The organism is Gehongia tenuis, assembly GCF_014384795.1.
Classification (GTDB): Bacteria; Bacillota; Clostridia; order Christensenellales; family NSJ-53; genus Gehongia; species Gehongia tenuis.
Genome location: NZ_JACRSR010000005.1, coordinates 62,170 through 82,603 on the forward strand (window position 1 = coordinate 62,170; position 20,434 = coordinate 82,603).

Annotated in this window: 17 protein-coding genes and 1 tRNA gene; 2 read left to right on the top strand and 16 right to left on the bottom strand. The window is 55.4% G+C overall.

Annotation, left to right across the window (positions count from 1 at the left end; genetic code table 11):
* Positions 1 to 3: 3 nt before the first annotated feature.
* Positions 4 to 804, bottom strand: a complete 801-nt coding sequence (locus H8696_RS10240) for an HAD-IIA family hydrolase (protein ID WP_283244981.1) — start codon at positions 802 to 804, stop codon at positions 4 to 6.
* Between the two features lie 212 nt (positions 805 to 1,016).
* Here H8696_RS10240 and H8696_RS10245 point away from each other — a divergent pair, with 212 nt between their 5' ends.
* Positions 1,017 to 2,105: a Gfo/Idh/MocA family protein gene (locus H8696_RS10245; RefSeq protein WP_249317336.1), complete on the top strand. Its 1,089-nt coding sequence runs from the start codon at positions 1,017 to 1,019 to the stop codon at positions 2,103 to 2,105.
* Positions 2,106 to 2,166: 61 nt separating this feature from the next.
* Here H8696_RS10245 and H8696_RS10250 read toward each other — a convergent pair whose 3' ends face one another.
* The 11 genes from H8696_RS10250 to tilS form a co-directional block, all read right to left on the bottom strand.
* The gene (locus H8696_RS10250; RefSeq protein ID WP_249317337.1) at positions 2,167 to 3,234 is read right to left on the bottom strand and encodes a lysylphosphatidylglycerol synthase transmembrane domain-containing protein; all 1,068 of its coding nucleotides are present in this window, start codon (positions 3,232 to 3,234) and stop codon (positions 2,167 to 2,169) included.
* Positions 3,235 to 3,271: 37 nt separating this feature from the next.
* Positions 3,272 to 5,095 (bottom strand): ABC transporter ATP-binding protein, encoded by a 1,824-nt coding sequence (locus H8696_RS10255; RefSeq protein ID WP_249317338.1) that lies wholly within the window; start codon positions 5,093 to 5,095, stop codon positions 3,272 to 3,274.
* The gene (locus H8696_RS10260) at positions 5,092 to 6,885 is read right to left on the bottom strand and encodes an ABC transporter ATP-binding protein (RefSeq protein ID WP_249317339.1); all 1,794 of its coding nucleotides are present in this window, start codon (positions 6,883 to 6,885) and stop codon (positions 5,092 to 5,094) included. Before H8696_RS10260 ends, H8696_RS10255 begins: the two co-directional genes overlap by 4 nt.
* A 48-nt stretch (positions 6,886 to 6,933) precedes the next feature.
* Positions 6,934 to 7,680, bottom strand: a complete 747-nt coding sequence (locus H8696_RS10265) for a ZIP family metal transporter (protein ID WP_249317340.1) — start codon at positions 7,678 to 7,680, stop codon at positions 6,934 to 6,936.
* 18 nt (positions 7,681 to 7,698) lie between these two features.
* Positions 7,699 to 8,280 carry a hypothetical protein gene (locus H8696_RS10270; protein WP_249317341.1) on the bottom strand — a complete coding sequence of 194 codons (582 nt, stop codon included), beginning with the start codon at positions 8,278 to 8,280 and terminating at the stop codon, positions 7,699 to 7,701.
* Between the two features lie 43 nt (positions 8,281 to 8,323).
* Positions 8,324 to 9,325: a TRM11 family SAM-dependent methyltransferase gene (locus tag H8696_RS10275; RefSeq protein WP_249317342.1), complete on the bottom strand. Its 1,002-nt coding sequence runs from the start codon at positions 9,323 to 9,325 to the stop codon at positions 8,324 to 8,326.
* Between the two features lie 9 nt (positions 9,326 to 9,334).
* On the bottom strand, positions 9,335 to 10,597 hold the full coding sequence (locus H8696_RS10280; RefSeq protein WP_249317343.1) for a DNA recombination protein RmuC: 1,263 nt from the start codon (positions 10,595 to 10,597) through the stop codon (positions 9,335 to 9,337).
* A gap of 80 nt (positions 10,598 to 10,677) precedes the next feature.
* The gene (locus H8696_RS10285; RefSeq protein ID WP_249317344.1) at positions 10,678 to 11,136 is read right to left on the bottom strand and encodes a hypothetical protein; all 459 of its coding nucleotides are present in this window, start codon (positions 11,134 to 11,136) and stop codon (positions 10,678 to 10,680) included.
* Positions 11,137 to 11,189: 53 nt separating this feature from the next.
* Positions 11,190 to 13,121 carry an ATP-dependent zinc metalloprotease FtsH gene (gene ftsH / locus H8696_RS10290; protein ID WP_330605425.1) on the bottom strand — a complete coding sequence of 644 codons (1,932 nt, stop codon included), beginning with the start codon at positions 13,119 to 13,121 and terminating at the stop codon, positions 11,190 to 11,192.
* 114 nt (positions 13,122 to 13,235) lie between these two features.
* Entirely contained in the window at positions 13,236 to 13,790 is a 555-nt protein-coding gene (gene hpt / locus H8696_RS10295; RefSeq protein WP_330605426.1) for a hypoxanthine phosphoribosyltransferase, read from the bottom strand.
* On the bottom strand, positions 13,787 to 15,061 hold the full coding sequence (gene tilS / locus H8696_RS10300; protein ID WP_249317345.1) for a tRNA lysidine(34) synthetase TilS: 1,275 nt from the start codon (positions 15,059 to 15,061) through the stop codon (positions 13,787 to 13,789). Before tilS ends, hpt begins: the two co-directional genes overlap by 4 nt.
* 148 nt (positions 15,062 to 15,209) lie before the next feature.
* Between tilS and H8696_RS10305 the strand changes: the two genes are divergently transcribed.
* Entirely contained in the window at positions 15,210 to 15,596 is a 387-nt protein-coding gene (locus H8696_RS10305; protein ID WP_249317346.1) for a hypothetical protein, read from the top strand.
* A gap of 39 nt (positions 15,597 to 15,635) precedes the next feature.
* Here the strand turns inward: H8696_RS10305 and spoIIE are convergent, their stop codons facing one another.
* The 4 genes from spoIIE to H8696_RS10325 form a co-directional block, all read right to left on the bottom strand.
* On the bottom strand, positions 15,636 to 17,939 hold the full coding sequence (gene spoIIE / locus H8696_RS10310) for a stage II sporulation protein E (RefSeq protein WP_249317347.1): 2,304 nt from the start codon (positions 17,937 to 17,939) through the stop codon (positions 15,636 to 15,638).
* A gap of 421 nt (positions 17,940 to 18,360) precedes the next feature.
* Positions 18,361 to 18,437, bottom strand: a tRNA-Met gene (locus tag H8696_RS10315).
* A 60-nt stretch (positions 18,438 to 18,497) separates the two neighbouring features.
* On the bottom strand, positions 18,498 to 19,223 hold the full coding sequence (locus H8696_RS10320; RefSeq protein ID WP_249317348.1) for a DUF2161 family putative PD-(D/E)XK-type phosphodiesterase: 726 nt from the start codon (positions 19,221 to 19,223) through the stop codon (positions 18,498 to 18,500).
* Positions 19,224 to 19,277: 54 nt separating this feature from the next.
* Entirely contained in the window at positions 19,278 to 20,411 is a 1,134-nt protein-coding gene (locus tag H8696_RS10325) for a trans-sulfuration enzyme family protein (RefSeq protein ID WP_249317349.1), read from the bottom strand.
* Positions 20,412 to 20,434 lie beyond the last annotated feature (23 nt).

Here is a 20,434-nt window from a genome sequence, read left to right on the forward strand (position 1 = left end):
TCCTCATAGATAGGGCACCATACCGCCCAGATTTTCAAAGACAAGCTCCGGCTGAATCTCCGAACGCTCCAGATCCTCGGCCTTGGTCTCTCCGCTCAGCACCAAAACGGCGAGAAGCCCATGATCCACACCGGTTCGGATATCGGTGTACAGCCGGTCCCCCACCATGGCCATCTGTCCGCTTTCAAGGCCGGTCCGAGCTTTGAGACAATCCACAATTTCCTCATAGGGTTTGCCCACGATCCTATCCGGTTTTCGGCCGGTGGAGGCCTCGATGAAGGCCAGAATGGCCCCGATATCGGGGATAAAACCCGTCTCCGTGGGACAATTGAAGTCAGGATGGGTTGCCACAAAGGGCAGTCCTGCCCTCACGTAATCACAGACTTTGCACATCTTGTCATAGTCCAGGGTGGTATCAAAGCCGATCACGCATAGATCGGGAGCATCTTCGCTCAAAACGACGCCCATGGCTTCCATCTCCTTACGGAGATTTTCATTGCCCAGCAAAAATACCCTTTTCCCCGGATAGGTCTTTAAAACATACTCAGCAGCAACCTGTCCGGAGGTCAGAATCTCATTTTTACCGATCGTGACTCCCATGCCGGCAAGCTTATTCACGTACTGCCAGGAGCCTTTGGATGAATTGTTCGTGAGGAAGATAACCCGTCGTCCCGTGGCCTTAACCTTCCTGATAAAAGCCATTGAACCCTCCAGGATTCGGCCCCCTAAATAGAAGGTGCCATCCATATCCAAAGCAAAGCATTCAATGCCTTGTAACCGCTTTCTGATATCCTCATTTTTCATCGGTCATGCCCCCTATTCATGGAATATCATACCATGGATGATTCCCCTTGAAAAGAAAGGAAGAAGCAAATTTTTGTAAAGTAAACGGTTTATGAATGAAAAGATGAAATTTCCCTCTTTTTTTCATGAAAGACAAATATCCCATTGAAAAATGGACGGGGGTCTAGTATAATATTATAGGAATTTCAAAAATTTAAGGAGGACTGTCTGCTATGGAAAAAGTTCGTGTAGGACTCGTTGGTGTCGGCGGTATTGCGAACGGCAAACATATGCCCGCTTTGTCCAAGCTGCCCAATGTGGAAATCGTGGCTTTCTGCGATCTGATTGAAGAGCGTGCTCAGAAGGGTGCCAAGGAATATGGTGCCCCCGGTGCTGAGGTTTATACCGACTACCGGAAAATGCTGGAGCGCAAGGACATCGACGTTGTTCATGTTCTGACCCCCAACTGCTCCCATGCCGAGATCTCCATCGCTGCGATGGAAGCTGGCAAGGACGTTATGTGCGAAAAGCCCATGGCGATCAACTATGAGCAGGCTTGCCAGATGCTGGAGGCCAAGAAGCGCACCGGCCGCAAGCTGACCATTGGTTATCAGAACCGTTTCCGTCAGGATTCCCTGTACATGAAGACCCTGTGCGAGAACAATGAGCTCGGCGATATCTACTATGCCCGCGCTCATGCCGTTCGTCGTCGCGGTGTGCCCACCTGGGGCGTGTTCATCGACGAAGAGAAGCAGGGCGGCGGTCCCCTCATCGATATCGGAACCCATGCTCTGGACCTGTCCATGTGGATGATGGACAACTACGAGCCTGAACTGGTCGTGGGTAGTGTCTACCACAAGCTGAGCAGCCGCAAGAATGCTGCGAACAAGTTCGGCAGCTGGGATCCCGCGAAGTTCACCGTGGAAGATTCCGCTTTTGGTTTCATCAAGTTCAAGAACGGTGCCACCGTTAACCTGGAGGCTTCCTGGGCTCTCAATGCGATGAACATCGGCGAAGCTATGACCACCCTGTGCGGCACCGAGGGCGGCGTTCATATGGATGCTGACTATTCCGGTCTGCACATCAATGGTGAGGCCCATGGCAAGCTGTACACCAAGGACATCGAGCTCGATATGGGCGGCGTGGCCTTCTATGAGGGCGGCTCCGAGACCAATCCCGCTGTGCTCGAGGCCCAGGCCTGGTACAGCCATGTGACCAACAACACGCCTTTGACCACCCTGCCCGAGCAGGCTGCGAAGGTTACCCAGGTGCTCGAGGCCATCTACGAGTCTGCCAAGACCGGCGAGGCCGTGCATCTGTAAGCTTAAGCTTAGCAACACAAAAAACGGTGATGCGATCGCATCACCGTTTTTTTATATTCGTTCAGTTCTCGTCCGCCATATCCACGGCAGGCTCCGCTTCAGCCGCCGTCTTTTTCTGCCTGCGGTTTCGCAGGAAGGAATCCCCCATCACCACGACGCTGCCCACCACGATCAAAAGATAGTAGGTGATCGCCCGCCACATGAGCATGGTCACAAAAAGGGACTCCCTTGGAAACTGGAGACTGAATAGATACATGTAGCCGCTCTCCGCCGCACCGGTACCGCCGGGCAGGGGGAAGAAACACATGACCAGAAAGACCACCAGCGACAGTGTGTAGCTGTCCCACAGCGTGACCTCTGCCAGCCCCAGACCGCGATAAAGGAAGTAGGGGATACTGTAGTAGAAGAACAGTTCAAACACATTGTACAGCACCACACGGGCCACCAGCTTCTTGTCCTTTTTACAAAAAGCGATGCCGTCGGTGAAATCGGCGACCACACGGTGCATGCTCTCCTCCGCCTGATCGGCAAAGCGCACGATGCGCACCTTGTGAAGCAACTTCACAACCCACTGCAAAAGTTTATCCAGCGCTTTGGGATGGCGGGTGAAAAGAATGATTATGAGCGGACTGAAGGCATTGAAGAGAATGCCGAATACCGCCGCATAGAAGAACACTTTGGACAGATGAAACACTTCCCCGGCGTGGACCGCGAAGCCCACGATGGAAAAGATGGTCAGCAGCGTCTGATAGATGAAAAACTTGGTGATCAAAAGGGAACTGGCATGGCCCGGATTGAGCCCTGCTTTGTTCAGGGAATAGATCTGCCAGGGCTGACCGCCGGTGGAAAAGGGCGTCACCGCACTGTAATATTTACCGATGAGCGCCACCTTGATACCCGACCCTACGAATCGTTCCCTGCCATAGAGTCTTCCCAAAAGACCGATGGATACGCCGTCCAAAAGTACATAGAGCACCATGAACGCCAAGGATAACAGAATCCATTGCACCTTGAAGGATGGAATGGCTTTGCCAATATCCTTCCATTCCGGATTGGCCCAAGCGATGTAGAGCAGAAGGCCAATGGTGAATAGAAAGTACAGCAACATCAATATTTTCTTCCGCTTCATGATACCTCCCGGGTGCCTCAAAAGGCACCTATCTATTTTACCCCAAAATTTCTTTCTCAGCTTCCAGCTGAAATTGTTGGGTGTAGAGGGCATAATAATGGCCCTTTTTCTGCAGCAGCGCCTCATGGGTGCCCTGCTCCACGATCGTGCCATTTTCGATCACTAAAATAATATCAGCATTTTGAATTGTGGACAAGCGATGGGCCACAATAAAGCTGGTTCTTCCTCGAAGAACTTCCTGGATGGCATGCTGGATGGCCATTTCCGTCTCCGTATCGATGGAAGAAGTGGCCTCGTCCAGCACAAAGATGGGCGGATCGGCAAGAATCGCACGCGCAAAGGAGATCAGCTGTTTTTCGCCTGTGGACAGCCTGCTGCCGCCCTCCCCCACTTCGGTGTCATAGCCGTGTTCCAAACGGCTGATGAAGGGGTGGGCGTTCACCAGCTTCGCCACTCGCTCAATCTCCCCGTCGGAGGCGTCCAGCCTGCCATAGCGGATGTTATCCCGCACCGTACCGGAAAAAAGATGGGGGGACTGAAGAACATAGCCCAGATGGGACTGCAGCCAAAGCTGGGAACGTTCCCGATAATCCACGCCGTCGATAAGAATGCGGCCCTTTGTGGGCTCGTAGAATCGGCATACGAGATTGACGATGGTGCTCTTGCCCGAACCCGTCTCCCCCACCAGAGCTACGCTAGTTCCCGCAGGCACCTCGAGACTGAAATCCCGAAGCACTTTTTCGCCGCTCTCATAATGAAAATCCACATGCTCAAAGGTCACTTCCCCATGGATTTCCGGCCAGTTCTCCCGCTTCGGATGGAAGGTGTCCCCGTAAACCTTCTCGATGGCCTCGCTGTCCGTGATCTGAGGCTCGCTCTCAATGAGAGAAACCACCCGTTCCGCCGCCGCTTGGGAGGACTGAAGATCGGCCAGAACCCGGGCCAGTTCCCGCACCGGCTCGAAGAACAGCGTGGTGTAATTCATGAACACCACCAAATCACCATAGGTGAGCGTACCCGCGATCACGCCGGTCCCGCCGAAATGAAGTGCAATAGCCGTGCCCACACTGCCCAGCAGCAGTGCGAGGGGCATGTACAGGGCGGAAAGCCCCGCCACTTTCACCGAAGCGCCGTACATGCGATGGGTCAGCTGCTGGAATTCACCGAGATTGGCCTCCTCCCGAACCAGGGTCTTGGTGGTCTTGGCGCCAAGAATTCCCTCGTTAAAGGCGGAGGTAATCATGGAATTGGTGCGGCGCACCTTGCGCTGGCCCGCCAAAATGCGGCGCTGAAAGTAGCTGCTGATAAGAAGCAGCACCGGGATGACGGAGATCACTGCAAGCCCCAGCCAAAAATGAATGACCAGCATGGATACCATGGTAAATATCATGAACAGAAGACCCCACACCAGATCCACCAGGCCCCACGCCACCGATTCGCCCAGGCGGGTGGCGTCACTGGTCAACCGGGCCATGATGTTGCCCACGGGCATATGATCAAAGTAATTGTAGGAAAGACGCTGAAGCTTATCAAAAGCCATGGTGCGCACGGTGCTGGACATGAGAATCTCAGCTTTGCCCGCCTGCACCATATGAAAGTACATGTTGCCTGCCTGCAGCACCATGAGTCCTGCGTAGAGGGCAATGAACCCCGGCATTCCCGAAGTGCTGCCGGGCACCACGAAGTGATCGATTACATAGCCGTTGAGAATGGGAAAAACCACATCGATGCCGGCGGAGAGCACCATGGATCCCACGACCCAGGCGAGATACCTGCGGGCGGATTTGAGATAGCCGATGAGGCGGCGCCAGAGGGAGAAATCAAAGCCCTTGTGAAATTCCTGTTCCTGATAGAAACTCATGCTTCCGCCTCCCTTCCCGCCAAACCGCTTTGAATGTCATAGATGCGCCGGTAAAGCCCCGGCCGCCGGATCAGTTCCTCATGAGTGCCCAGTTCCGTGACCTTGCCGTCTTCCAGCACCACGATGAAATCGGCCTCGGACAGTGTGGATACACGATGGGAAATAATGAAAGTGGTTACGCCCTTCTTGCGCTCCAGCAAAGCCCTGCGGATCTCCACATCGGTCCTGGCGTCCACGGCGCTCAGGGAATCGTCAAATATCAGGATATCGCTGTCCGCCATGAGGGTGCGGGCAATGGATACCCGCTGCTTCTGTCCGCCGGAGAGCGTCACGCCCCGCTCGCCTACCAGGGTATCGTAGCCCCGATCGAACTCCTCGATCACCTCGTGGACCGCCGCGATCCTGGCCGCTTCATAGACCCGCTCGAGGGGTGCTTCCTCTTGAGCGATGGCGATATTCTCTAGAATGCTCCGAGAGTAGAGGAAGGGTTCCTGCAGAACCAGGCCCACCCGGCTTCTTAAGTAATGCTTGTCGATGGTATTGAGCTCCACACCGCCGATGCGGATACTGCCGCCCTGGTACTCATAGAGCCGCTGGAGCAGCTGTACCAAAGAGGATTTCCCCGATCCGGTGGACCCGAGAACCGCCACGGTCTGCCCTGCATTCACGTTGAAGGAAACGCCATTAAGAACCGGCTTGCCCGGTTCGTATTCAAAATAGACATTGTCAAAAACGATGTCCTGATTCAATGATGGCTTCACGCTGTCCGGCAGCTGGCCCTCCAGAGGCTTGTTCAACAGCTCCATGATCCTGCCGATGGACACGGTGCACTTGGACATGTCCGCCAAGATGCGGCCCATCTGACGGATGGGCCAAAGGAGCATGCCCTCGTAGGTGATAAAGACCACAAAGGTGCCAAGGCTCAGTTCACCGCGCACGGCAAGGAAGGAGCCGAACACCAAAACTGCCAGCGTTTGGGTCATGGCTGTCAGATCGCCCAGAGACCAGAACAGCCCTAAAATGCGCATAAGTCTGCGCCAATGGCCGCAGTAAATCTCGTTGGCCTCATCAAACTTGTCCTTTTCAAAGGCCTGGCGCCCAAAGGCCCGCACGACCCGGATCCCGGTGAGATTCTCCTGAATTACGGTAGAAAGCCGGCCCTCCGCCTCATCCGCCCGCTGAAAGTCTCTCATGATCTTCAGCATGAAGATAAAAGAGTATAGAAAAATGATGGGCACCGTACATAGGCCCACCAGGGTCATCTTCCAGTTCAGGGGAACCATGATGGCGATGGCAATGCCCAGCATGAAAATGCCCCGGCTGAACTCCACCAGCTGGCCCGCAAAGAACCGCCGTACCGTCTCTACATCGGAGGTGCAGCGCTGAATCCAGTCTCCCGTCTCCGCGTCCACATGCTCCTGATAGGGCAGGTGCTGAAGATGGTCATAAAGCCTCTCCCGAAGGCCAAGGACAATCCTTTCCGCGGCCATGGCCGAGAGCTTGCCTCGGCCGTACAGAAAACCCACGTTCAGCACATTGAGCAGCACAAAAACCATGGCGGCAATCCAGATGTTCTCGGAAAGCACCACCCTGCCGCCAAAGAAGTCCACAAACCGTGCGGGCCAGCCGGAAAGGGGCGCATCCCCGATGATGCTGTCCAGCACCGTTCTCACAATGAGGGGAGTTACCAACGATACCAAAACGCTGAGGGCCACGCATAAAAATGCGCAGCCATAGAGAATACGGTTCCCCTTTGTGAGCTGCCAAAGCATTTTGAGACGCTTTTTCATAGGTCCTCCAGGAACACATCAAAATTTGTCCATTCAGGGGCAGTGGCTCTAAAAAATATGGTCAATGAACATCATGGCGATGAACCCGGCAATCACTGAGAAGGTGGCCTGTTTGGCAAAGCCATGGCTGTGCGTTTCGGGAATCATGTCGTTGCTGATCACATAGAGCATGGTGCCGCCCGCAAGGGCCAGCAGGAAAGGCAGAAGGCTTTGCACCAGCGTTACCGACGTAAAGCCGATGAGTACGCCCAGAACCTCCACAAGTCCGGTGCACGCACCCACGAGCAGCGCCCGCTTTTTGCTGAGGCCCGCCATGAGCAGCGGAAAGATGGTAATCATGCCCTCGGGAATGTTTTGCAGCGCAATAGCGATCGCGATGCTGAGGGCGTCCCCCACATTGCCGCCGCCAAAGCCCACACCCACCGCCATGCCCTCCGGGAGATTGTGAAAGGCGATGGCAAGGACAAAGAGCATCAGCCTGTGGCTTGTCCCCTCCCCGTCATCCTCCACCCCGATGAAGCTGTGCAGATGGGGTACGATACGGTCCAGTACGGTCACCAAAAGCGCCCCGGCGATGACGCCGCCGGCGGTCACAAATATACCGTACTCTCCCCCGCCTTCCAGGGAGGGCAGCACCAAACTAAAGAAGGTGGCGCCCAGCATAATGCCCGCCGCAAAGGCGAGCAGCATATCGTTAAACTTATGGGATATTTTCTTGACAACAAAGGCCAAGAGGGACCCAATCAGAGTCGCGGCCCCCACGGCAAGGCCCGTAATCAGCGCAATCTTAAACATTTTTCCTCTCCCCTTTTTTCATCCCCAGATCAGCTTTAGAAGGGCCAACGCCAACAGTAAAAAGCCAATCGCCCGGACAATGGATTTCTCTTTTCTTTTTCTTCGCCCAATACCGATGCAGGCACGGAGCGCGGGCGCCATCAAACATGCCAGCCCTGTGCCGGCCAGGATGAGCACCGGCAAAATTTCCGAGCTCCTTTTCGTTTCCTCCTCACCGTTCAGTCCGTTTGCCTGAAATGCCAAACCGAGAAGTTCCACGTCCTGTGCCACGATAGCGGAGCTTGTGGAGCTTTCCACACCGGCCAGCTCATCGCCATTCCAGCGCCCTTCGATGACCTTGCCTGAAGGATAAGCGATCCTCAGCCTATCCCCAGATTCTGTTATCCGATAGGTTTCCCCTTCCACCACCAGCGTAAAACCATCCGCGCCGCTCTTATCCACGGAGATCTCCCGAGCCCCGCTTTGGAAGAAATAGATCCCGTCTTCTTCATGTTTCAACGTATAGGTTCGGCCGTCATACTCCAGCTTCGGACCGCTGGAACAGCCGCACAGCACTGTCAGCACGACCACCAATAATCCAAGGGCAATTCTTCTTGCCATGGGCACCCACCCCCTGGTGATGGGTACGAAATTTCTCGCCGATTTATGCCTTGGCGAAAACCACATCCCGCATGACTGCCTGTTCCACCCAGTGCTCACAGTCGGAGAGGGGACCTGCCAACACGCTGAAACCGGCGTCCCGTACCAGCCCCTCCAGCTCCTCCCGCTTCAAAGTGTAGCGATTGAAGGCAAGAGCCATCACACCGCCGGAAATAAGCACTCTGCGCCATACGGGCAGCACCTGGGCCAAAAGCTTTCCTAAAGGCATTCGGCTCTCTCCGCCATGCTGAACGCCGTAGGGAAGATCGCACACGATGCCATGGGCGTGCTTTACGCCATAGTAAGCCAGATCCCGAGCATCTCCCAGCACCGCAGACAGCGTACGGACATCCTTGGCCTTATAATGCTCCGCGGTATCCGACACCCGGTAAGTGATCTTCCGGACGCCCTTGCGGGAAGGAACCGTGCAGTTCTCCTCCAGCCGCTGATGCTTACAGCCATGGAAGGTCAGATAGCGCTTCACAAAATGGTCCAGCTCCTGAATATCCTTCTTGTCCACATCCACGCCGAGAGCGTTGTGTCCCCGTCTCAGGGCAGCAAAAAGTGCCGTGCCCCGGCCGCACATGGGATCGATCAGGGTCAAGGGCTCGGAAGCGTTTTTAAAGTCCGAAACCATAAGGGCCGTATGCACCATGAAATCGGTAAAGGTCTCGTTGGTCTTTCCTTTATATTTCAAAATGGCCGCCATATCCTCCGGAAAATAATATCCCCGTCCCTCCATGAGAGGCGTCAGCGTATCCTCTTTCAGTTCAAAAAGCGCCATGAGGGCGGACTGGTGCCGAAGCACATCCAGTTCCTCTTCTTCGAGGGGTTCTTCACTTCTTATCATCAGCAGTGAAAGCCCGCCAACCTTCTGCCAGCCCACAAGCTCCGCCGGCGTATGGATGGCTCCCAGGCTCACTTCCAGTTCGATCCTGGCCAGCTTTTGCAGGCTCTCCCGATAGCGCACGTTGGGATGGCGCTCCATCATCAGCGCGTAATTCATCCTATCCTCCTAGCTAATCTTTAGTTGATCCTCCATATCCAAATCCAAAGACACCCCACCGGCATCAGGCAGTTCCTCCACATCCCTCAGCTTGCGCTGAATGATCTGTGTGCGCTTGTTAGCCTTTTCGATGTTGCCCGCCGCCGCCAAAATGCTCTTTTGCGTCTTCTCCAGGAGATCGTAAAACTTGGCAAAGTCGCCCTTGACCGCACCAAGAAGCTTCCAGACCTCACTGGAACGCTTCTGAATGGCCAGGGTGCGGAAGCCCATTTGGAGACTGTTCAGCAGCGCAGCCAGGGTGGTGGGCCCGGCGATGCTCACGCGAAAATGGTTCTGCAGGTAATCGGCCAGGCCGGGAATGCGAAGCACCTCTGCATACAGGCCCTCCGCAGGCAAAAACAGGATGGCAAAATCGGTGGTGTGCGGCGGACAGATGTATTTCGTATGAATCTTCTTGGCCTCCTCCTTGATGCGCGCCTCCAGCGCCTTGGACGCCGCCTCCGCCGCCAGTTTGTCACCAGCGTCCACCGCGTCCATGAGCCGCTGATAATCTTCCACCGGGAACTTGGCGTCCATGGGCAGCCACACCGTGTCCTCACCCTGTCCGGGCATCTTCACCGCGTACTCCACCCGTTCAGCACTTTGGGGATTGACTGCCACATTGGTGGCATACTGATCGGCGGAGAGCACCTGCTCCAGCAGCGCGCCCATCTGCACCTCGCCCCAGGTGCCCCGGGTTTTCACATTGGTGAGCACACGCTTAAGTTCATTGACCCCCACCGACAGGCTCTGCATCTCGCCGAGACCTTTATAAACCGCCTCCAGACGCTTGCTGACCAGGTCAAAGGATGCATCCAGCCGGGTCTGCAGGGTCTTGTCCAGCTTCTCGTCCACCACGCTTCGCATCTGTTCCATCTGCTTGGCGTTTTCCTGCTGAATGGCAAGAAGCTGCTGCTGAACCGACTCCCTCAGCCGGTCCAGACGCTCCTCATTGCCCTGGGACACCGAACCGATGCGCTGGGTCAGCGCCTCCATCTGCTGCTGAAGAAGCTGGGAGCTGTCCAGCACCGAACGGGACATCATGGCGTGTCCATCCCGCACCGAACCCATCAGCTCACCACGGGTCACCTGACCCCACTGCAGCGTCTCCTCCCGGAGGCGCCGCACCTCCTTTGAGAGATCTTCATCCCCCTTGTTCTTCATCGCACTGCGGGCCACAAAAAGCAGCACCAACAAATTGATAACCCCCAAAACTATCAATGCAATTTCCATTCACTCATACTCCTTTATGTGCTTGACCTATTTCATTGTAACACAACAAAGCGCCCTCTGCTAGGAGGGCGCCGGGAAGATCAATGATTTCGTTTGGGCGGCATGTGCAGCCAATAGGCGGAGACATAAAACCCGATGGCCAAAGCCCAGAAAATAAGGCTGAGCCCCAGACCCAGAATAAGGGATGGCGAGCGGCCCAGACTTCCCGTGAACCAATCGTACACAAAAAGGGGCACATAGCCCGCAAAAAGCAGCCAGTCCAGCACCCTGAAGCCGCGCAAAATGGACAACCCCCTTTGCATGCTTCGTTCCGGCAGCATGCGCTTCAGTCTCGCCCAGCGCAAAAACCAGAGGCTCGCCCGTTCCAGCAGCAGAATTTGGCAGGTCATGAAGGCCAGCTGCATTGTATATAGGCCGAACAGCTGGTTGAAGCCCGGCGAAATGAGTCTGAGCAACAGGGCCAGCACCAGCATTATCAAAACCGCAATGCAGTCCGTCAAATAGAGTTTCAACAGCTTTTTTTGGATTCTCTCAACCATGGAGCTTGCCTCCTCTTAGCAAAAAACCGCGGCTGGGCCGCGGTTTTCAATCTCTATGCCGTTGCAAACGCTTCCGGAGCACTAGGTCCAGGCGCATCGTCGTTCGAATCAGGAGCCGTAGGATCGGGCGGAGGCTCGATACCCATGATCTTAGCAAATTCCTGGCCGTCCAGCTTCTCCTGATCCAACAGAATCCCCACCACCTCGTGGAGCTTATCCATGTTTTCCTTAAGAATCGTCTCCGCACGGCGGTAACCGGTCTCCAGGATCGCATGGACCTCCTTATCCACCCGAGCGGCAATCTCTTCGGAATAGTTATTGGAGTGTCCAATTTCCTTGCCCAGGAAGATCTCCTCGCCGCCGCCAAGATAGACCGGACCCAGCGTATCGCTCATCCCGTATTGGGTCACCATATCCCGTGCGATTTCGCTGGCCCGCTGAATATCGTTGGATGCGCCTGTGGAGATGTCGTCCAGTACCAGCGCTTCAGCCACCCGGCCGCCCATGAATTCCGCGATATGATCGAGAAGCTTGCCCCGGGTCACGAAATTCGTATCCTCTTTGGGGAGAGTCATGGTGTAGCCGCCGGCCATACCACGGGGAACAATGGAAACCTCGTGAACGGGATCGCAATTGGGCAGCTTCGCCGCCACAATGGCGTGCCCCGCCTCGTGATAAGCCACCAACCTCTTGTCCTTGGGCGTAATGAGACGGCTCTTCTTCTCCGGACCCGCAATAACCCGGGTGATGGCCTCTTCCAGTTCGGGCATGCTGATCTTCTTTTTGTTCGCTCTGGCCGTCAGGATGGCGGCCTCGTTCATCATATTTTCGATGTCCGCTCCGGTAAAGCCGGGCGTGCGCTTGGCCAGCACCTTGAGATCCACATCCTCTTCCAGGGGTTTATCCTTGGCATACACCTTCATGATATCAAGGCGCCCCTTCACGTCCGGCCTGCCCACGATAACCTGCCGGTCGAATCGTCCAGGACGGAGCAGCGCGGGATCAAGGATATCCGGACGGTTGGTGGCCGCCAGAATAATGATGCCCTCGTTGACCGCAAACCCATCCATTTCCACCAGGAGCTGATTCAGCGTCTGTTCACGCTCATCATGGCCGCCGCCCAGTCCAGAGCCGCGATGCCGGCCCACCGCATCAATTTCATCGATGAATACGATGCAGGGGGAATGCTTTTTGGCATTTTCAAACAGATCGCGGACACGGGATGCACCCACACCCACGAACATTTCCACAAAGTCCGAACCGGAAATGGAGAAGAAGGGTACGCCGGCCTCGCCGGCCGCCGCCTTGGCAAGAAGGGTTTTACCCGTCCCGGGAGGGCCCACCAACAGTACGCCCTTGGGAATGCGTGCACCCAATGCCGTGAACTTCTTCGGGTCCTTCAGGAAGTCCACGACCTCCTTCAGTTCCTCCTTTTCCTCATCGGCTCCGGCCACCCGGTCGAAGGTAACCTTGTTTTTCCCGTCCTCATTCACCCTCGCCCGGCTCTTGCCAAAGGACATCATTTTGTTGCCCCCGCCCTGAGCCTGCTGCATGAAGAAGTACCAGAACACCACCAGAATGACGATCACGATGAAAAAGGGGATCATGGAGACCCACCAAGGCGTTTCCGCCGGCGGCTCATAGGTCACCTTAAAGCCGTAATCGGCGGCGGTGATCTCGTCCACCGACTTGCCTCGGATCGCCGCTACATCCTGACGGAGCTGTTCCACCGACGGGAGATAGACCTTAAAATCATAACTGCTTGGGAAATTCTTGACTTTGGAATCCTTATAAATACCGATCAAATTGTTCTCGCTGATAATGACCTCTTCGATCTTTTCGTCACGCACAGCGTTCAAAAAGTCCGGTTCATAGGATAATGGTTCCGCGGGCAGCGTTGAACCTGCACCAAACATTCTGGCGATCAGGATAACCAGCACCAGAATGATCAGGTACAGCGCCGGGCCGCGCATGATTTTCTTCAAATTCTCTTTCCTCCTTGGGCCTAGAATAATGGAATCGTCCTAAATAGCCTACTATAATGTAACATTGTACCATAAGCCTCCCAAAAAGGAAAATGAATTCGGGTTAGGCTTTTATTAATCTTTTGCGTAAATTTCGGGCTTGAGAACGCAGATATCCGGAAGATTGCGGTAACGTTCATTATAATCAAGACCGTAGCCCACCACAAACTCGTCGGGAATGGAGAAACCCACGTAATCGGCCTTCATATCCACCTTGCGTCGCTCGGGCTTATCCAATAGACAGCATATCTTGAGGGAATTGGGGTTGCGTGCGAGCAGCACCTGCTTCAATTTACTGAGGGTAAGCCCCGTGTCGATAATATCCTCCACAATCAAAACGTCCTGGCCCTCGATGTCGTTCTCGAGGTCTTTGGTCACATTCACCACGCCGGAGGTCACCGAGGAGCTGCCATAGCTTGACGCCATCATGAAGTCCATGGCCATGGGGAGCCCGATATGGCGGATAAGGTCCGCATAGTAAACCACGGCGCCCTTCAGGATGCCCACCACAATAAGCCTGTTGGAGCCGGAAAAATCTCGTGTGATGGCCTGCCCCATCTCCTGGACCCGCTGTTCGATCTCCTCCTGGGTGCAAAGTACCTTGGCCACATCGTTCATCATCTCTGTCATGTTGAAGCCTCCCTATCATTTTGTCTTTCGATTCTTAAAACCATTCCTGGATTTTCTTCCAAGAACCCATGGTCCATCGTCCAAAGCACCTGGGAACCACGGGCAATCACAGGATAGGTTTTGCGCTGCCAGACCTCATATTTTTGAAGCTCCTCCTTGAGCTTCACAGTCCTGCCGCCCCTGACGATATGATCCCCCGGCTGCCAAAATCGGGCCGCCGCATCCCTTAATCCGTTTGAGGCAACAACGATCAGCCGCCATCCCGGAAGATCGATCACAGTCTGACCCGCCAAGGGAACCGGTTCCGTCCTTGGCAGCATACCCAAATAGCAGCTTTCCCGGCCCACCAAAAAGACACGATTTCGCAGCCACTGAACGCTTCTTCGTCCTTCCCGCAGGGCAAAAAGGCTTTCCTCCACCTTTTCAAAGGTGAGATCCTTTAAAATATGCAGACGCTCGGCGGCAAGCCGGAGCACCCGCCTCTGAAGAGCCAAGGGCAGCAGCCCAAGCGCCCCTTTGTTCAGTGTCAATCCGCCCATTTCGGGGCCGACATACGCCCTTAGAAACGCCTCAGCCTTCTCGTCAAGATATTGATCCTCCTTCCGAAAGACCGACGCATTGCGGGCAAGGGTGGCGGAAAGATTCGGGTTGAACGCCTTTAAGCGGGGCATAAGCTCCATACGGATTCGATTCCGTTCATAGGACGGATCCCCATTGGTGGCATCATATCGGCAGGGTATTCCCTTTTCATGGAGATAGATCAAAATCTCCGCCCTGCTTACATCCAGCATAGGCCGGATGTAGGGGCCCCTTTGATAGTCCATCCCCGCCATGGCCCTTGGGCCGCCGCCTCTTAGGAGCATCATCACGATGGTTTCCGCCTGATCGTCCAGATGATGGGCGAGAGCTACCTTACCCGGCTGCCCGTCCAGCGCTCTTTGAAAGCATTCATAGCGTGCAGCGCGGGCTGCTTCCTCCAGGGTCAAGCCCTCCCGGGCCCGAGCCGGAACGTTCACCGAGAAATCCGTCAGCGGAATGTTTTGCTTTCTGCAATACTCCCTTACAAACTCCGCATCCCGCAAGCTGTCCGCTCCTCGAATCCCATGCTCCACATGAATGGCCGCCAGCCGAAACCCCATCTCTCCTGAAAGGGCGCTAAGGACCGATATGAGGGCCATGGAATCCGGTCCGCCGGACAGACCCACATGGATGAGTTCCCCTGGCGCGGCAAGCCTTTCCCTCTCCAGGGTGCGGCGAATTTTTTCAACCATGGCTTTCCTCCTGCTGGTATGGCACTATTGTATCCATTTTTGGAGGGTGTGGCAACGGAAAAAACAAAGTTGGTGTCGGAAAAGCTCTTGTCAGGCCAAGGGATTGTCGATATGATAAGGACAGTACGATAAAAGGATGGATGCTTTCATGAACGAGGATTGGACGGACGAGCTCAGCGAATGGAACCCGGCTCTCGGCGTGCCGCGGCTGTCCAAGCTGGGAATGGATGATCCGCCCCGTGAGGAATCGTGGGATGTGGAGGATATCGTGCGCTCATTGGAACATCCTCCGTTGCCGGACGCACCCGTATGCGAAAGCGCCCCCCGCCAGGAGGATATACCGGCGCCTTCCTTAGGAAAGGCATGGGGAGCGGAGGCCGTGGCCGCCGCTTTGGTACCCCTTGCCAGCCTTCATGAGATTGCGCTGCCCGCCTGGCAGTACGATTACGATAAGTATCTCGATTTTCCCAGCACCACCCGATTGGCCCGCAACCGAAAAAAGCGGGGGTTTTGGTGGCGCCTTTTTCATCATTAGCTTCGCAAACAAAAAAGAGGCTCTTTCGAGCCTCTTTTTTTATCGAATATGTTTGTAGATGCGGCTGACCATCACCGTCATGTCATCCCCCACGCCCAGTTTGCCCGATTCCTCCATGATATGGTGACAGATGTTTTCCGGGGTCATCACCGGTGCCTTGGTGAGGGTCCGCTCCATCCAAAGCTCCTCTTTGATGCCCAGCTTTTCTGTGACACCGTCGGTGACCATGATGATGAAATCGCCGTCCCGCACCGTGCGCTGAGTGCATACCGGCTGTACCTCCTCCAGGATACCCATCGGGAGGGTAGGTGCATAGATACGCTCCACCTTGCCCTGGCGCAGGATGTAGGAGGACACGGCGCCAATCTTGACAAAGTTGGCCTGGCCTTCCACCAGATCCATGAGGCAAAGGTCCACCGTGGAAAAGACTTCATCCACACTGCGGAGCAGCAGAACCTGGTTGATGGTGCTGAAAATGACATCCTCCGTGAAGCCCGATTCATAGAACTGTTCCAGCAGGGATAGGGTGGCCGCCGATTCCTTCTGAGCCCTTGGACCGGAGCCCATACCATCCGAGAGTGCCATGAGATACCGGCCGTCCCGGAGCTGTCCAAAGGAATAGCTGTCCCCGGACACCTCGTCCAGCGCTCTTCTGGCGATGCCCGTCATCACCTCGTAGACCGGCGCTTCCTCCAAGATGATCTCACAGGTCCCCATCTGGGGCCGGCAGGGGCCTTGAGCGATGCGCATGGGCCGTTCCATGGCGGCACTCACCGCCTGCACCACCCGCTTGTGGCAGCTCACCGGCGTGCGGCAGGAAGGCACCTCCAGAAATACACTGAATCTGCCGCCGACGGTTTGCTGAACGCACACCTGCTTGCAGTAAACGCCGTCCTTGTCCAGCTCCTGAACGATGCGCATTTCCTTGGCAGGATCAAAACGGATGGATAGATCGAGCTCCTCGGCCAGGCCCCGGACCACGTTGCCCACGCCTTTCAGCTGCTGACCCACCAGCATCCGGCTTTGTACCAGATGATCCTCCCATTCCTTGCGGGAGCGTTCCTCAGCCGTCACGTCCTCCATAACCTTGATAAGCTGATTTAGGCGGTAGCACTGCTTTTGGAAAGCCTCCGGAGCCATGATCGTGCTTCCGATTCCCTGCTTTTGAATGCGCTCCCAGAGGAGCTGAATGGGCGGCGCCGCATAGGGGGCGCTCTCCCGCCAGCACCAGCTTGCCTTGGCACAGCCCCGGCAGGCGCAGTAGGCCACGCGCTTGAGGGCGGGCTGTTTGGGCGGCACCTGGGTAACCATCTCCTCGAAGGCATCCCCCATCTGACCAAAGATTCCGGAGAACTCCCTGAGCCGTGTCACCCCCATACGCTGTGTTCGGTTCATGACCTGCTGCTGGCGGAGCGCACGCTGGGCGCTGCCATCCATATACACCGACAGCTTGTCCATCCAGTTCTTGGGGATCACTGCGAAAAAAGCGGCGGCACACAGCATATCCGCCAGGGAGAGCAGCACCTGCGTGGACGAGTTGAGAAAAAACGTGATCACCGTATTGGTGAGAATAAAGCAAAACATCATACCCCAGCGCTTGAGGGGCCGCGCCGCACCCGCTACAAAGGCACTGGCGCAAAAACTGGCCATGGTGGCAGCATCCATCTTGCCGGAAAGCACAAAGAGCATGGACAGCAGAATAGCGCTCCCGCCGGCGATGCCCGGTCCCGCCACGAAGCCCGCCGACAGGACCAGTGTGAAGGCAAGGATGTTTCTGAGATGAACGCCCCACAGCGTGATATCAAGGCCCAGAAACAGCACCCCGGCAAAGATAAGCAGATAGGCTGTTTCCTCCGCCGTCAGAAAGTTGCGTTTGGTGTCCTTAATGGCTCTCAACGCACCCTGGAACACGAAGATCATCAGCCCGCCCATACCCGCTGCCGCCAGGGTGACCAATTTATCGAACACCAGCGGGGAAGCAAAAAGCATCCGCGGCAGATAGAGCACCACAAAAAACACCGCCACAAAGCCAAGGGTGGGCTTGCGCTTGATATGCCGCAGGCCAAAGTGGGTGGCGGCCAGCATGACAGGCACCAACGCATCGCTCCATGCGCCAAAGCCTCCGCCGATGACGGCGCCCAAAGCCGCGCCAATGGCCATGGGATACACCGGCGTTCCCGCAAGCATGGCCGCGGCAACCGCCGCCGCGCCAAAACTGCCCGCGGCGCCCATCATGGACGCCTGTCCCAAAAACAGGCTTATTACCAGCCAAAGCGCCTCCCAGAGCACCTCACGGCGCAGAACAAATGGCGTCCTGGATGTTTTCATTCGTATAACGGACATGACCCACAATCCCCTTTTACTTGATTTCTACTTCATTATAAGGGGATCGGTCGACGGCATTTTGTCAACTGGTGGTACCGGAAAGACCCAATCGTGCGACACAAGCGTCTCTTTCTCATCAGGTATCCCATTCAATCCCGCCTGTTCGGGATATTTCCCATGTTTTCGCACGCGAATCCCAAGGGATTTATTTTGCAAGATTTTCTCTGGAATCTAGGATCACGGATTGCGTTATGTAAACATATTGCCAGCCGCTCCTGACTCGCCTTTTAAAATCCCATCCGGGACGATGTCCGCCACAGCTGTCTTGATGAATGCGCTTTCGGTCCAGGTTTGCGGTTCTGATTCTATTCATAGGCCATTGCAAGGAAACAGCACAATAGGCATAAAAAAACGGGACAAGCAAATGCTTGTCCCGACATGGTAGCGGCGAGTGGGGTCGAACCACCGACACTACGGGTATGAACCGTATGCTCTAGCCAACTGAGCTACGCCGCCATGTTGTTGACACGGTGATTATTTTAACATTGTCCAAGCCCCGTGTCAATACTTTTCTAATTATTCCTCATGGGATAGGTCTTCATTCCATGTACCCAAGGCTTCCCTGCCCTTCTCACTGAGGGCATAGCTGCCGCGGCCCACCCGGACAAACCAGCCATAGGCATTCTTCTGCAGGACGGTTTCACAGGCCAGCAGATTCCGTGCCCGCAGCTGTCTCAGGGTTTGAGGACCCTGCGCCAGGGCTTTGGCCACCAGGAAGGATTTTTGCCGATAGACGGTCATGATGGGCACGCCCACGCTGCCTCCCACGTTGACGTCCCCTTCCCGGCCGGAAAATTCTTCAAAGATCTTGGTTCTGCGCCGGGGATTGAAGCGCTGGACCGAATCCACGGCTTTGGCTTCAAACATCAGCTGTACCGCAAGCTCACCCAGCATATCCTCGCCCACAAGGAGCAAACCGATGCCAAGACGCTTCAGCAGAGCACAAATCTTCTGCCACCGGGCGGTGTAGAGGGTTCTGCCCCGCTTGGGCACCGCCACATAGACGTAGTCCATGTACTGCTGCCGGTTGCTGGCTTGTAAGAGCAGATCAAAGTTGATATTGAGTTTGAGTTCAATGGCCACCATGTGGTTGTCCCTTACCGCCAGGACATCCACGTAGTTGACTTCCGCTTTCACATCATAGCCCTGAGCCTGCCAAAACTGTCGTACTGGCACATAAAGATCCCGCTCATTTTTCAGGCGGCTTGGGCAGGATTTCACTTTCCGGTATGCTGGATCCATATTCTCTCCTATACTAGAAACAGGGGCCTGTGATCATCACAAGCCCCTGCTATCTTAATTCAAAGCCTGAGCAAGGTCGTCGATAATGTCCTGAACGTCCTCAATACCCACGGAAAGGCGCATAAAACGATCGGTAATGCCCAGCTTCAGCCTGGCCTCCTCAGGCACGGAAGCATGGGTCTGCGTCAGGGGATAGGTGATCAGTGTCTCGGTTCCGCCGAGGCTTTCCGCAAACATGATCATCTTCACATTCTCGATCACCCGATGCACCGTCTCCACGCTGTCCACGGTGAAGGAAAGCATGCCGCCAAAACCGCTGGCCTGGCGGCTGGAAATCTCATAGCCGGGATGATCGGGGAAACCCACATAGTACACTTTCTCCACCCGGGGATGGTTCCGCAGCCATTCGGCCACTTTCCGGGTGTTCTCCTCGTGGCGCTGCATGCGAAGGGCCAAGGTCTTTATACCCCGAAGGATCAGCCAGCTGTCCAAAGGCGCAAGGCCCGCACCCTCGGTGCCCACCATGAGCTTAAAGTGCTCGGCCAATTCGGGATCTTTGACCACGATGAGCCCGGCCATGGTGTCATGATGTCCGCCCAGGAACTTGGTGGCGCTGTGCAGTACAATATCGGCACCCAGATTCAGGGGTTTTTGCAAATAGGGGGTCAAAAAGGTGTTGTCCACAACCGTATAAGCGCCATGTGCTTTGGCGATCTTGGCGATGGCCGCGATATCCGCGACCTTCATGGTGGGATTGGTGGGCGTCTCCACAAACACCAGCTTGGTATTGGGTCTCATCGCCGCTTCGATGGCATCAAGATTGCCGGGGTCCACAAAGGTGAATTCAACCTTATAGCGGGACCAGATCTTCTCAATCATGCGGTAGGTGCCGCCATACACGTCATCGGAGATAACGGCATGATCCCCGGCGGAAAGCAGAGAGAACACGGCCATATCCGCCGCAAGGCCGGTGGTGTAGGCGAACCCATGGGTTCCCTCCTCTAGCATGGCGATGGTCTCCTCCAGCGCCTGGCGGGTGGGGTTCTGGATTCTTGAATAGTCATATCCGCAGGATTCGGACAGGCTGGGATGCTTATAAGTGGTGGTTTGATAGATGGGAACACATATCGAACCTGTGGCAGGATCACATTTGCCCGTACCGTGAACAACCTGGGAATCAAACTTCATGGACAAACACCTCTTATTCTTTA